The sequence below is a fragment of the Tepidibacter sp. Z1-5 genome, from assembly GCF_037844525.1.
Lineage (GTDB): Bacteria > Bacillota > Clostridia > Peptostreptococcales > Peptostreptococcaceae > Tepidibacter_A.
Window position 1 is genome coordinate 39,977 of record NZ_JBBMMD010000022.1, and the last position, 14,140, is coordinate 54,116.

The following is a 14,140-nucleotide window of genomic DNA, read 5'->3' on the forward strand; positions in this document are numbered from 1 at the left end:
TATTCACAGATTAAAAACAAAAAAGTATGGTAGATTATCTACCATACTTTTTAAAGTAAAATTATATTTTTACATCCGTTATTAGATGCTATTTGATGTAGTTCATTCATCATATCATCACTTGGTGTATAGCTGTTTATAATATCTGTTCTAACACCGTGATTTCTATATCTTATTATCTTATATCTTATATTTGGATTTAAAGATGCTATAAGTTTACTTATTTTGTCTACATTGTAATGATTATTTAAAACATTTGGAACTATAACAGTTCTAACCTCATATAATTTATCTATACTGGCTAAATATTTTATATTCTCAATTACATTTTTATTAGACATTCCCGTAAGCATTTTATGTTCATCTTCATCGTATGATTTTAAGTCTATCATACTCATATCCATTATATCTACAAAATCCTTTTTATATTTTAAAGGTATAGATCCATTAGTATCAACATAACATGTCAGTCCAAGTTCTTTAACCTTAATAAATAACTTTGTTAAAAATTCATGTTGAAGAGTACATTCTCCTCCCGAAACTGTTATCCCAGATATAAATGATTTAACTTTATATATTTGTTCATAAACTTCATCAACACTCATATAAATACTTTTTGGATTTGAATCATTCGGACATGACTTTAAGCAAATATCGCACTGCTTACAGTTTTTTAAATTCCAAATAACTTCTTTTCCTTTATTAGATAAGCTTTCGTATTTACAAGACTTAACGCATACTCCACAGTTATTACATATATTTATAGTCTCTGGATTATGACAATACAAGCAATTAAAATTACATCCTTGCATAAATATAGCACTTCTATTTCCAGGTCCATCCACAGAGCTAAATGGTAGTATTCTATTTACTAAGCCCTTACACATCTTTTCTTATCTTTCTTTCTAGTACATTGTTGTTATTTACAGCTCCCATTCCAAAAGCTACAGTATCTTGTAATACTTGTTCACCTTTTTGAAGCTTTTCTATTTCTGATCTTTTAACTAGATATCCAGTGATTCTTATAACATCACAATCAGTAGAATATAAAGAGAAATATCTCATTTCTTCTTTAAATGCACCTTTTATTATATCCAATATATATTCAGGATTTTTCTTCGCCATAGAATCAAAGTTGAATATATCACCTATTCCTGATGGGAAGTACTTGTGGAATTTTGCTGATTGAATTAAATGTTGATGTATCTCTGGTTCATCTCCTATTGGAATTCTACATCCAGGACTTATTCCTTCATCTGTATCTATTCCAACTTGTGCATGAAGAACGTATCTATTATTTGAAGCATTACAGTAAGGTGCTTCATGTTTATTTACTTCATCTTCTAATTTTTGAATTATTCTAAGCCCTAATTCATTCGCTCTCTCACTATGACCAAATCTATCTTCTTTAACATCTGAATTTATAAAGTGGTTTACACTCTCAGCAAGTCCAAACATACCGAACATAGCTGTAAAATTATCTTTTTTTACTAGATTCTCTCTAACTAAGAAGCTTGACTCAAAGAATCCACTTTCTTCTATTAAAAACTTTACTCTCTCATCCATATATCCAGCCATTACTTTAACTGCCTCAGGAAGCTTGTTTTCTATAAAATCATTTTCATCCTTTGATATTTTGCTAAGTCCTGCAAGGTTTAATCTAACTAATGTATGACTTCCTCCAGCTATATTAAGTCCATTATAGCAACTTACTATTGCATAGTTTTCACCAAGGTCATTTGAAAACATTCTGTGATTTGCAAAACTAGGTTTAGCAGTAACAAGAGCTGTATTTATAGCTTCAATTGCAAATTCATCTGAAGTTTCATCAGAATACTTAATGGTAATATTAGGTATTGCATTTTCAAGCTCTCTTTCCGCCTTTAATATAAGTCTTCCAGCTTTAGTATCCTTAGGACCTATATTAGCATGACAAAATGAGTCTGTAATAGTTCTATCAATATGAGTTAAGAATAATTTTATAGCTTTGTAAGCTTCATCCTCATCCTCTATAAATCTATCAAGTAATATATCTATATTTCCTATATACACCGGAAAAGATGTTATTGATGGAACGTGCTTGTATAAAATCAACAAACTATTTACTGCTTCCCAAATATCATTAGGAGGCTTTATACCTAAAAATTCACTTCCATTTGTAATAAATCTTTCATAATCAGGAACTATATATCTAGGTCTATACGGAGCATGCCCTTCATTAAGGTCACATATTATTCCTTCTTCTCTGTACTTTTGTGCCATTTCACTTATGTTTAGCACATTTAAAGTTTCTTCTGCAGCCCTAGCAAGACTCATAACCTTCTGTTCATAAGTCATAGTAGTATCCTTTATTATGTTTAAAATATTAGTCATGGTTATTCACTCTCCATTTAAAATATTTTAACCACTTTTAAATGGTTGTTTAACATACTAATTTTTCTTAAAATTCAGTTGATATAAACACTATACATTAATTAAGTTTCTCTTTATAGTATGCTGTTATATATATTTTATACCCTTTTGATATTTTTAGCAAACGTTATTCTTGACTATACATATATTTCAGTTTTTGCAAATATAATTTGGATATATACATATATCCAAAGGGGCACTTACACAACTATAAATTCAACTGGAATAAAAACTCCATCTGAATTAAGTTTCACTTTATTAAGAAAGGACGATGTTAATGAACAACACTTGTATTTATCTTAGAAAGTCAAGAGCAGATGAAGAAGCTGAAAAAAGAGGTGATAAGGAAACTCTGCTAAAACATAAAAAGGCCTTGCTTAAATATGCAAAAGAAAATAATTTAAATATATTAAAAATTAGAGAAGAAATAGTCTCTGGAGAAAGCTTGATGCACAGACCTCAAATGCTGGAGCTTTTAAAGGATGTTGAAAATAATCTGTATGACTCTATTTTGTGTATGGACATAGATAGACTTGGTAGAGGTAATATGAAAGAACAAGGTGTTATTCTTGAAACATTTAAAAATTCTAATACAAAGATTATAACACCTAGAAAAATATACGATTTAGATAACGAATTTGATGAAGAGTATTCAGAGTTCGAAGCGTTTATGGCTAGAAAAGAGCTTAAAATAATAAATAGACGCCTTCAAAATGGTAGAATCAGAAGTGTTGAAGATGGTAATTATTTAGGAACTCTTCCTCCGTATGGATATGAAATTTGTTATAAGGATAATTATAGAACATTGACTCCTCACCCAGAACAGTCAGTAGTTGTAAAGATTATATTCGATTTATATACAAATCATTATTTGGGAGGTAAAAAAATAGCAGATAAACTAAATAATATGAACTACAAAAGCTACACAGGTTCAAATTGGTCATCACCATCAGTTCTTTCAATAATAAAAAATAACGTCTATACAGGAAGAATACAATGGAGAAAAACTATTAATAAAAAATCAAGCGAAATAGGGAAAAACAAAGAGACTAAAATAAGACCTAAAAAAGAATGGATAGATGTTAAGGGAAAGCATGAAGCTATTATTTCTTCAAAAATGTATGAAAAAGCTCAAAAAATTTTATCAAGCCGCTCTCATACACCATTTAATTCAAAAACTAAAATTTCAAATCCTTTAGCAGGAGTTGTTAAATGCTTTTATTGCAATTCATCTATGGTACTTAGACCATATAAAAATAGAGATTCTCAAATTATGTGCCCTAAAAATTGTTCAAATAAAAGTAGTAAATTTATACATATAGAAAATAAGTTAATATTATCTTTGAGATATTGGTTGAAAAAGTACCAGTTTGATTTAAATAGATATTGTTGTAATGATACAAATAAGAATAATTCATTGTACAAAAATGTACTTTATGGATTAAAAAAAGAACTGAGTAATTTAAATGTTCAAAAAAACAACTTACACAATCTACTAGAACGAAATATATACGATGAGTCTACATATATATCTAGGTTAAATTTGATTACTAAAAAAATAAAAAATATTCAAGACTCTATAGATGATACTAATAATAAATTAACAAATGAATGTAACAAATTCAATGCAAGTTGTGTACCAAAATTCGCACACCTTTTGGATATATACGAAAGTACAAATAGTAATGCGTTAAAGAATAGATTACTAAAATCAATCCTAAATAATGTTGTATATAAAAAAGAAAAACATAAAAGAAACGATGAATTCACATTAATAATTTATCCCAAATTACCAAAAGAGTAGCTTATATTTCTAAGCTACTCTTTTTGATGCTAATGAAATATTTTATTTAATTCACTTTTTATATCTTCAATACTCTTTCCACTAGCCTTTATCACTGGTATTTTACTCGATGATGTCTCAATTCCTATAAAGTTTGATTGTAATCCGGATACTAATAATGCATCAAAATTATTTAAATAATTTGAGTTGTTTTTTTCGTCACTGTCTATTATATCAATTTGATATCCTTCTCTTTTTAAGTCATTCTTTACAAATGACATAGTTCTTTCAACCGCTATATTTTTCAATATAAAATCCTCCTAAATTTAAAGTTGATATAATACGTAAGATATTTCATTCCCTTCTTTATCTACGCCTATAGGATCTTGAAGAGATACCTCTCCTTTATTTTTTTTCCCCGCTCTTATACTCATAAGTATCTCATTATCTATACACCTTGCAGCATAAGTTGCAAGCCTTGTGCCTTTGTCGATATTAAATGTCTCTATTGCCTTTATAAGCCCAATAGTTCCAATAGATATTAAGTCTTCTATATCTTCTTGATAATTGGTATATTTTTTCACAATATGAGCTACTAATCTTAGATTTCTTTCTACTAGAATAGATTTTACACTTAAGTCTCCTTGTTTAAACTTTTTTAAATATTCTAGTTCTTCTTTAGGGGTTAGTGGATTTGGAAATGATTTTGTAGTTGTCAATATATTCACCCCCCATATAATAAGTCACTTTATATTATATGAATGCCTTTATATTATTGTGCCTGTACTTGTTTAATATTATTTATGTTTTCAATTATATCTTTAAATACAGGAGCTGCAGCTCCTCCTCCTGATTTTCCATCATATATAAATACCGTTACTGCATATTTAGGTATTTTTGCTGGATAGTATCCAGTAAACCACCCATGTACAAATTTTTTACCATTGATATAATATTCTGCCGAACCAGTTTTTCCTGCACTATTTTCTTGTGTTCCTTTTATATTGCTAGCTGTACCACTTTCAACAACGCCTTCCATTAATTTCTTTGTTCTATTTATTATAAAAGGAGAAATGACTACCTTATCTTTTTCTGTTTTATGTTTTTCAACCTCATTCATGTTTTGATCTAGTATAGAATCAAATAGATACAATTTTTTATATACTCCGTTATTAGCTATTATCTGAGTCATCTGATTTATTTGCAAAGGAGTTACTTCTATATCTCCTTGTCCTATCGATATATTACCTATAGCATTTCCTTTGATAGTATCTCCCTTTGGAAGCGAAGTCTCTTTTTCTTCTTCTATACCTATATCTATTTTGTCTGACAGTCCCATTCTTTTTGCTGTTTCTAATATTTTTTTGCTTCCTAGTCTTTTTCCTACTTCAACAAATACGGGATTGCACGAATTGTAAAAAGCCTCTTTAAATGTCTCTTCTCCATGTCCATCTCTTTTCCAGCACTTTATCTTTATTCCATCAAATTCTATATATCCGTTGCAATTAAATTTTTCTTCTTCATCTACTACATTTTCTTCAAATGCTGCAAGTGTTACTATTATTTTAAATATCGATCCAGGTGGGTATTTACATTGAATAGCTTTATTTAATAGTTCTTGATTTTTGCTATTTATATAATCTTCTATCTTATTTGGGTTGAAATTTGGTCTTGATGCCATGGCCAGTATCTCGCCTGTATTTACATCAGATACTACAACAGCCCCATTTTTATGTTTTTTATCTAATGCTTTTTCAACTATCTTTTGTATATTATAGTCTATAGTCAATTTTATGTTTTTATGATTTGTATTCTGACTTTTATATTTTTTGAAACTTCCAGGAACTACATTCTTCCTAGCATCTACAAATGCCTCTACATATTCTCTATTTTGATTTTTCAGTAAATCATTTTTAGCTTTTTCAATTCCACTTACACCTTTATTTTCATTCTCATTCACATATCCTAAAACATGTGTTAATATATTTTCACTTCTATATCTATATGTTTTATTAACTATTAAAATTGCTTTTTTGCTTTCTATTTGTTTTCTTAAATTATCATTTAAATATTTTATTTTAAGCTCTACAAGATTATTTTTAGTCTCAAATTCATTGTATATTTCTTTTTCAGAGAGTTTTGTAACTTTTTTTAATATATCTATTTTTTCCTTATCTAATTTAAAATTTCGCTTTAATATTACAACTATATCTTCCTTCTCATTGTCTGTAAGTAGAACATTATTTCTATCATATATAGTTCCTCTGTTGCTAGTCAAATCTATTTTTATTTCACTTTGTCTTATAGCTCTTTCATAATATTCTTTACCTTTATAACACTGTATGTACATAAGCCTTGCAAATAAAGATACAAATGCAAATGAAAAAGTAACTAAAAGTATTGAAAATCTTTTATTATGCTGTATATTACTTTTTTTTCTCAAAAAAACACCCCCTGATAAGGATTATTTTTTCCAATTATCAAGGGGTTAATACTTTAATTAATTATCTTTTTTAACTTTTGACTCTATTATAGACTTTATCTTAGCTACAACTATATCTATAGCAACACTATTATATCCACCTTCCGGCATTATAATATCTGCATATTTCTTATACGGCTCTATAAACTGCATATGAGCTGGTCTTACAGTAGAAAGATATTGATCTATTACCGAATCCACTGTTCTTCCTCTTTCTTCTATATCTCTTTGTATTCTTCTAAGTATTCTAATATCGTTATCTGTATCTACAAATATCTTTATATCCAACATATTTCTTAAATTTTCATCTTCTAATATCATTATACCCTCAACCACTATTATATCCTTAGAAAAAACCTCTGTATATTTATCTAAATCTCTAGTATGTTTTTCAAAGTCATACACTGGTTTTTTAATACTTTTTCCATCTAATAAATCATTTAAGTGACCTATTAAAAGTTCATTATCAAAGGCAAATGGATGATCATAATTCGTCTTTAACCTATCTTTAAATTCAAGATGACTTTGGTCTTTATAGTAAGCATCTTGCTCTATAATAGATAAATTTTCCTCAGGTATACTCTCTATTATAGCCTTACTTACTGTACTTTTTCCTGAACCTGTTCCACCAGTTATTCCTATTATCAGGGGCCTATTTTTCATCTTCTATCACCTTTCTCAATATATAATTTTCTTTAACAAAAGCATTAAACTTAATTTTGATTAACTGTCTAGGATGAGGAGCTACTTCTATCTCTTCGCCTTTTTCATTCCATATTTTATCTATCTTAGTGTAAATAGTTTCCCTATGTGGACCTATTATTTCTATTTTATCTCCTACAAACATTCTGTTTCTTTGTTCAACTGTTGCTATTCCTTCTTTCTCATCATAAGATTTAACAAGTCCTATAAAATCATAATCTCTTATGTATGAACTAGACCCATAATGTTGCTCATCTGATTTTGGCTTATCAAAATAGAAACCAGTTGTAAAATCTCTATGACTAGCTTTTTTTATTTCATCAAGCCACATAGGATTAAACTTCCACGCTTCAGGTTTTTTATAATACTCATCTATAGCCATTCTATATGCTCTAACAACAGATGCTACATAATAAGAAGTCTTCATTCTACCCTCTATTTTAAGACTTTTGATTCCAGATTCTATTATTTGAGGTATATACTCTATCATACATAGATCTTTTGAATTAAAGAAAAATGTACCTCTTTCATCTTCATATACTGGAAAATACTCTCCAGGTCGTTTTTCTTCAACTAACGAATACTCCCATCTGCAAGGATGAGCACAAGCTCCCCTATTTGCATCCCTTCCAGCCATATAATTACTTATAAGGCATCTTCCTGAATATGATATACACATAGCTCCATGTACAAATGCTTCTATTTCCATATCCTCAGGTATGTTATCTCTAATTTCTTTTATTTCTTTAAACGAAAGCTCTCTAGCAGTTACTATTCTATTAACCCCTTGGTTATACCAAAACTTAGCACTCATATAGTTAGTGTTATTAGCTTGAGTACTTAAATGTACTTCCATATCAGGTATAACAGTTTTTACAACTGAAAGAACTCCTGGGTCTGATACTATTACAGCATCAACTCCTACTTCTTCAAGTTGCTTTAAGTACTCACTTAACCCTTTAAAGTCTTCATTATGAGGTATTACATTGACCGTTACATATAACTTCTTATCTCTATCATGAACGAACTTCACACCTTCTTTCATTTGTTCATAAGTGAAATTCTTAGCACCTGCTCTTAGTCCAAAAAACTCTCCTCCAACATATACAGCATCTGCACCATATTCAATGGCCATCTTTAACTTTTCTAAATCTCCAGCTGGAGCCAGTAATTCTACCTTTTGCATATTAACACCTCTTTAATATTTTTTATAACGAATAGGAAATTATATTCCTCTTTAAATTGTGGACAAATATAAATTCCGTTATGAGTTTCATAAAAGTTTACATTTAAGATTCTTTTAAAGAAGAACTTTTTTATAACTTAAAGCCACACCATCTCCAATTGGTATTAGGCTAGTATCTAAATAATCACAATTGCATATATAGTCTAAATAATTTCTCATCCTCTTAACTATTGTCTTTTTTCTTCTGATAACATACTTATCACTGGCAACCATTCCCTTATACAATATATTATCGGATATTAAAACTCCACCAGGCTTTAATTTATCTATAACTAAATCATAAAATAATTTATATTGACCTTTAGCCGCATCAATAAAAATCATATCAAACTCCCCATCTACTTCTTTTAACCTTTCCTCAGCATCTCCCTCAAGTATAGTTATATTATCATCAAATCCATACTTTTTAATGTTTTCTGATGCCTTTTCTATCATTTTTTCATTTCTCTCTACTGTTATTATTTCACAATTCTTATTTAAAGTATTCGCAAACAGCATAGAAGAATATCCAATTGCACATCCAACCTCTAATATTCTCTTAGGCTTGTTCATCTTTAAAACCACTTTTAAAAGTTCTGCAACTTCTTTATGAACTATAGGAACTAAGTTTTCACTCGCATAATCCTCTAATTCCTTTAAAAAAGCTTCGCTTTCTTTTAATGTATTTCTTATATATTCTTCTACAAATTCATCTACTATATTGCTCAAAAGTATCATCCTTTCTATGACACAAATAAATAGGTGGATTCCCACCTATTCACTCTCATTTTCTCCTTTTCTTTTCAGATGCTCATTATACGTCTTTGAAAAACTGTGACTTCCATCCTTCTTCGCTACAAAATACAAATAATCCACATCTTCTGGATAAAGTGCTGCTTCTATTGATTTTTTTCCCGGTGATGCTATTGGTCCAGGAGGTAGACCTGCATTTTTGTATGTATTATACGGAGAATCTATTTTTATATCCTCAAAGCTTAAATTCGGCTTTCTTTCTCCTAATATATATTGAACCGTCGCACAAGATTGAAGAGGCATATTTATATTCATTCTATTGTAAAATACACCCGCTATTATACTTCTTTCTTTATCTAACCTAGCTTCTCTTTCTACAATAGATGCAAGAGTTATTACTTGGTTAAGTGTAAGATTTTTTTCATTTTGAATTTTTTTATATTCATCAGTATACATTTGATCAAATCTATTCAACAACATATTTATGATATCTTTTTCTGAATAGTTTTTATTGACAAAATAAGTATCAGGAAATAAATATCCTTCAAGAGATACTATATACTCTTGATTTAAAAATGAATACTTGTCTCTAAATACAGACGGAGTATTTACTAAATCCATAAACTTCTCTTTATCAACAAGTCCCAAATTTGAAAGTCTATCTGCAATTTGATGTGCTTCAAAACCTTCTGGAATAGTAACCTTAACTAAATCCTTATATACACTCCCTGAATTTAACATATCCAATATTTCTTTATTTGAATACGATTGATTTAAATTATAAAGTCCAGCCTTTATTCCAGTATCCATCTTATTGATTTTAGCAATTATTTTGAAAAATAATTTATTCTTTATGAGTTGTTTTTCAAACAATGTATCACTAACACTGTTGAGTGAAGATCCTTTTTTTATATCCACTAGCACTTGCTTATCCTTACTCGAATCATAAGGACCTGTTTGTATATTAAAATAGACTAACCCCGATGATATAATAATTACTGTAAAAATACACATAATAAATACTTTTTTCATATTATTACCTCTTTTTTCTTAAATTCAATATATTTTATGGTGTTATGAATCAAATGCTAAACAATATAGACTTTTGAATTTTTAATCTTTTTATACATCTATACTATTATATAATTTTAGAGTATTTTTTACAATATGTAACTTATTAATTCAAAAAATTGTATAAAGAAAAGATGTACCTATGTCGGCACATCTTTTCTTTATATCATATATAAGTTTTTACTAGAATCTTTCTATTCCATTCTTAGTAACTACTCCATGAATAAGCTTTCTTGAAGCAGGCTTATCATCAGATATAGTATAAGCTGATAAAAGTCTTTCTTTAGCTGAATCAAGCTTTTTCATATCATTAACATACATAAAAGCTAAAGTTTCACCTTCTTCTACCATATCTCCAACTTTTTTCTTAAGTATTATACCAGTTCCAAGATCTAATTCATCTTCTTTCGTCTCTCTACCTGCTCCTAACATCATGGCACTAAGACCAACAGTTTCTGCTTCAATCTTACTTACATAACCTTTTTTAATAGATTTAACTTCTATTATGTTAGTAGCTCCTGGTAATAAGTCATAATTATCAACTACAGCCTTATTTCCACCTTGAATCTCTATAAATTCTCTTAGTTTATCAAGAGCTTTTCCAGAAGATATAGACTCTTCTAACATTTTTCTTCCTTCTTCATATGTGTTTGCAACCTTAGATAGCATTAACATATATGAACCTAAATTAAGGCAAAGCTCTGTGAAATCCTTTGGCCCATTTCCTTTTAACGTTTCAATAGCTTCAATTACTTCAAGTGAATTACCCACTGCAAGTCCCAGCGGTTGGTCCATATCAGTAATAACACCTATAGTCTCTCTGTTCATTCCATTCCCAATATCAACCATTTCTTTGGCTAAATCAAATGAATCTTCTAATTTTTTCATAAAAGCTCCGCTACCAGTTTTAACATCAAGAACTATGGCATCAGCTCCCGAAGCTAACTTCTTACTCATTATACTACTAGCTATTAAAGATATATTATCTACAGTAGCAGTAACATCTCTTAAAGCATAAAGTTTTTTATCAGCAGGAACTATTTTTGCAGTTTGACCGCACACAGCTATCTTATGAGCATTTACATTATCTGTGAACTTATCTTGATTCATTTCTATAGAAAGTCCAGGTATAGCCTCAAGCTTATCCAGAGTTCCTCCTGTATGTCCAAGACCTCTTCCTGACATTTTTGCAACAGGTGCTCCACAAGATGCTACAAGAGGTGCTAAAGTTATAGTAGTTTTGTCTCCAACTCCACCTGTACTATGTTTATCAACTTTTATTCCATCTATTTTTGCTAAATCTATAACATCCCCAGATTTCATCATCGCATCTGTTAGATACACAGTTTCTTGTTTAGTCATTTTTTGCAAAAATATCGCCATTATAAGAGCTGAAGCTTGATAGTCAGGTATTTCTGATTTTGCATATCCATCTATAAAAAAGTTTATTTCTTCTTTTGACAACTCAAGTCCATCTCTTTTTTTCTTTATAATATCATACATTCTCATATCTACTACACCTCTCTCACTATTCCTTTTACTAATGATATAAATGAAAACTTAATTCATATGAAGTTTTTACTCCAGCTGAATTTTTAGCTTTCGGATAAATCTTGGTCTAGCTTTACTTGCATAGCTATTACATTTTATGTAATATATTTTTTACTAATGATATAAATTGTGTTTTAACTCTTTGAGTAGTCTCTATAACTTCCTCATGATTTAAAGGTTGATCTAATATTCCAGCAGCCATATTAGTTATACAAGATATACCTAAAACCTTAAGGCTTGAATGTCTAGCAACTATAACTTCTGGAACTGTAGACATTCCAACTGCATCTCCCCCTATAGTTTGAACCATTCTTATTTCTGCTGGTGTTTCATAAGTAGGGCCTGTAAAGTATGTATAAACACCTTCTTTAACATCTATATTTAATTCTTTAGCTACATCTTTAGCAAGAGATATAAGTTCTGGAGTGTACGCAGTTGACATATCTGGGAATCTAACTCCTAGATCTTTATTATTAGGACCCATAAGCGGGTTATTTCCACCAAGATTTATGTGATCATTTATGATCATTAAATCTCCTGGTACATAAGTCTTGTTAGATCCACCAGCAGCATTTGTTACAACTATTGTCTCTACGCCTAAAGCCTTCATTACTCTTACAGGGAATGTAGCCTCTTCCATAGTATATCCTTCATAAAAATGGAATCTTCCTTGCATTGCAGCAACATCTTTTCCTTGTAATTTACCTATTACAAGCTGTCCTGCATGGCCTTCTACTGTTGAAACTGGAAAATTAGGTATTTCTTCATATTTTATCTTAACAGCATCTTCTATTTCGTCTGCTAATACTCCAAGTCCTGATCCTAATATTAACCCTACTTTTGGCTCAACTCTCGCCTTTGACTTTATAAATTCTGCACTTTCTTTTATTTTAGTAATTAAATCCTTCATTATTGTTCCTCCTATTATTTTAGAATTAAATTTTTGAAGCTTTCACCATTACTTGGAAGCTTAGCTCCTAATATATCTGCAACAGTAGCTCCTATATCTGAAAATGTACTTCTAATGCCTATATTCACTCCACTTTTAACATTATTTCCATATACTAAAACTGGGATATATTCACGTGTGTGATCGGTTCCCTTATATGTGGGATCGTTACCATGATCGGCAGTTAATATTAATATATCTTCATCTTTAAGGTTCTCTATAACTTCTGGAATTCTTGAATCAAATTCCTCTATAGCCTCTTTATATCCTTCAACATTTCTTCTATGTCCATATTTTGAATCAAAATCTACTAGGTTAGTGAATATAAGACCTTTATTGTCTTTTTTCATATATTCTATAGTTTGATCAACACCATCCATATTGCTCTTTGTATGAACAGCTTCAGTAATACCTTTTCCATTGAATATATCTTCTATTTTTCCAACTGCTATTACATCTTGACCTGCTTTTTTTATATTATCAAGTATTGTATCACTATAAGGATCTAGTGAGAAATCTCTTCTATTAGTAGTTCTTGTGAAGTTTCCTGGTTCTCCTACAAATGGTCTTGCTATTATTCTCGCAAGAGCATTATCTCCCATCATCATCTCTCTTGCAATTTTGCACATTTTGTATAATTCATCAAGGGATACAATTTCTTCATGAGCTGCAATTTGGAATACACTGTCTGCAGATGTGTAAACGATTACTTCTCCTGTTTTCATATGTTGTTCTCCAAGTTCATCAAGGATTGCAGTTCCCGATGCAGGCTTATTTCCTATAACTTTTCTTCCTGTTTTACTTTCAAATTCCGCTATTACCTCTTTAGGAAATCCATCTGGAAAAGTCTTAAATGGCTCATCAACTCTAAGTCCTACCATTTCCCAGTGACCTGTTGTAGTATCCTTTCCTTGAGATACCTCAGCACACTTACCAAATGCTCCTATAGGAGAATCAATCTCTTTAACTTGTTCAAATCCATCAATATTACCTATACCTAGTTTAGTTAGATTAGGTATTGCTATATCATCATATACTTTTATTATGTTTCCTAATGTGTTAACCCCTTCATCTCCAAACTTCTGGGCATCTGGAAGCTGTCCTATACCCACACTGTCCATTACCATCAACACTACTCTTTTACTCATTCGTATCAACTCCTCTTTTCAGGATAAATTAATATTTTTATATTTAACTTATATTTAGATTTTA

General features: G+C 29.8%; 13 protein-coding genes. 1 reads left to right on the top strand and 12 read right to left on the bottom strand.

Annotated elements, in window-relative coordinates; all coding sequences use genetic code 11:
- Nucleotides 1-50: 50 nt before the first annotated feature.
- Together WJW32_RS05400 and WJW32_RS05405 are read right to left on the bottom strand one after the other, a co-directional pair.
- Nucleotides 51-887 carry a YjjW family glycine radical enzyme activase gene (locus tag WJW32_RS05400; protein WP_340256108.1) on the bottom strand — a complete coding sequence of 279 codons (837 nt, stop codon included), beginning with the start codon at nt 885-887 and terminating at the stop codon, nt 51-53.
- Nucleotides 880-2,373, bottom strand: coding sequence for a YjjI family glycine radical enzyme (locus WJW32_RS05405; protein ID WP_340256111.1), 1,494 nt, complete (start codon nt 2,371-2,373; stop codon nt 880-882). Before WJW32_RS05405 ends, WJW32_RS05400 begins: the two co-directional genes overlap by 8 nt.
- A gap of 316 nt (nt 2,374-2,689) precedes the next feature.
- Between WJW32_RS05405 and WJW32_RS05410 the strand changes: the two genes are divergently transcribed.
- Nucleotides 2,690-4,216 carry a recombinase family protein gene (locus WJW32_RS05410; RefSeq protein WP_340256114.1) on the top strand — a complete coding sequence of 509 codons (1,527 nt, stop codon included), beginning with the start codon at nt 2,690-2,692 and terminating at the stop codon, nt 4,214-4,216.
- A gap of 29 nt (nt 4,217-4,245) precedes the next feature.
- Here WJW32_RS05410 and WJW32_RS05415 read toward each other — a convergent pair whose 3' ends face one another.
- The 10 genes from WJW32_RS05415 to WJW32_RS05460 all read right to left on the bottom strand — a co-directional run bounded on the left by WJW32_RS05415 (nt 4,246) and on the right by WJW32_RS05460 (nt 14,076).
- Nucleotides 4,246-4,503, bottom strand: a complete 258-nt coding sequence (locus tag WJW32_RS05415) for a YkuS family protein (RefSeq protein WP_340256117.1) — start codon at nt 4,501-4,503, stop codon at nt 4,246-4,248.
- A gap of 18 nt (nt 4,504-4,521) precedes the next feature.
- Nucleotides 4,522-4,923, bottom strand: coding sequence for a sigma-70 family RNA polymerase sigma factor (locus WJW32_RS05420; protein WP_445330213.1), 402 nt, complete (start codon nt 4,921-4,923; stop codon nt 4,522-4,524).
- Nucleotides 4,924-4,967: 44 nt separating this feature from the next.
- Nucleotides 4,968-6,638 (bottom strand): peptidoglycan D,D-transpeptidase FtsI family protein, encoded by a 1,671-nt coding sequence (locus tag WJW32_RS05425; RefSeq protein WP_340256123.1) that lies wholly within the window; start codon nt 6,636-6,638, stop codon nt 4,968-4,970.
- Nucleotides 6,639-6,695: 57 nt separating this feature from the next.
- Nucleotides 6,696-7,340: a uridine kinase gene (udk, locus tag WJW32_RS05430; protein ID WP_340256125.1), complete on the bottom strand. Its 645-nt coding sequence runs from the start codon at nt 7,338-7,340 to the stop codon at nt 6,696-6,698.
- Nucleotides 7,330-8,565, bottom strand: coding sequence for a peptidase U32 family protein (locus tag WJW32_RS05435; protein WP_340256128.1), 1,236 nt, complete (start codon nt 8,563-8,565; stop codon nt 7,330-7,332). Before WJW32_RS05435 ends, udk begins: the two co-directional genes overlap by 11 nt.
- A gap of 114 nt (nt 8,566-8,679) precedes the next feature.
- Entirely contained in the window at nt 8,680-9,333 is a 654-nt protein-coding gene (locus tag WJW32_RS05440) for an O-methyltransferase (RefSeq protein WP_340256131.1), read from the bottom strand.
- A 45-nt stretch (nt 9,334-9,378) separates the two neighbouring features.
- Nucleotides 9,379-10,389, bottom strand: coding sequence for an endolytic transglycosylase MltG (gene mltG / locus WJW32_RS05445; protein ID WP_340256134.1), 1,011 nt, complete (start codon nt 10,387-10,389; stop codon nt 9,379-9,381).
- 222 nt (nt 10,390-10,611) lie between these two features.
- Nucleotides 10,612-11,937 carry a pyrimidine-nucleoside phosphorylase gene (locus tag WJW32_RS05450; RefSeq protein ID WP_340256137.1) on the bottom strand — a complete coding sequence of 442 codons (1,326 nt, stop codon included), beginning with the start codon at nt 11,935-11,937 and terminating at the stop codon, nt 10,612-10,614.
- Nucleotides 11,938-12,067: 130 nt separating this feature from the next.
- A complete protein-coding gene (locus WJW32_RS05455) occupies nt 12,068-12,889 on the bottom strand; it encodes a purine-nucleoside phosphorylase (protein ID WP_340256140.1) in 822 nt (273 codons plus the stop codon).
- Between the two features lie 14 nt (nt 12,890-12,903).
- On the bottom strand, nt 12,904-14,076 hold the full coding sequence (locus WJW32_RS05460) for a phosphopentomutase (RefSeq protein ID WP_340256143.1): 1,173 nt from the start codon (nt 14,074-14,076) through the stop codon (nt 12,904-12,906).
- Nucleotides 14,077-14,140: the final 64 nt, after the last annotated feature.

Excerpts from the sequence above, each read along its gene's own strand:
- WJW32_RS05400 (WP_340256108.1), bottom strand. The coding sequence starts at position 887 with ATGTGTAAGGGCTTAGTAAATAGAATACTACCATTTAGCTCTGTGGAT.
- WJW32_RS05405 (WP_340256111.1), bottom strand. The coding sequence starts at position 2,373 with ATGACTAATATTTTAAACATAATAAAGGATACTACTATGACTTATGAA.
- WJW32_RS05410 (WP_340256114.1), top strand. The coding sequence starts at position 2,690 with ATGAACAACACTTGTATTTATCTTAGAAAGTCAAGAGCAGATGAAGAA.
- udk (WP_340256125.1), bottom strand. The coding sequence starts at position 7,340 with ATGAAAAATAGGCCCCTGATAATAGGAATAACTGGTGGAACAGGTTCA.
- WJW32_RS05435 (WP_340256128.1), bottom strand. The coding sequence starts at position 8,565 with ATGCAAAAGGTAGAATTACTGGCTCCAGCTGGAGATTTAGAAAAGTTA.
- mltG (WP_340256134.1), bottom strand. The coding sequence starts at position 10,389 with ATGAAAAAAGTATTTATTATGTGTATTTTTACAGTAATTATTATATCA.
- WJW32_RS05450 (WP_340256137.1), bottom strand. The coding sequence starts at position 11,937 with ATGAGAATGTATGATATTATAAAGAAAAAAAGAGATGGACTTGAGTTG.
- WJW32_RS05455 (WP_340256140.1), bottom strand. The coding sequence starts at position 12,889 with ATGAAGGATTTAATTACTAAAATAAAAGAAAGTGCAGAATTTATAAAG.
- WJW32_RS05460 (WP_340256143.1), bottom strand. The coding sequence starts at position 14,076 with ATGAGTAAAAGAGTAGTGTTGATGGTAATGGACAGTGTGGGTATAGGA.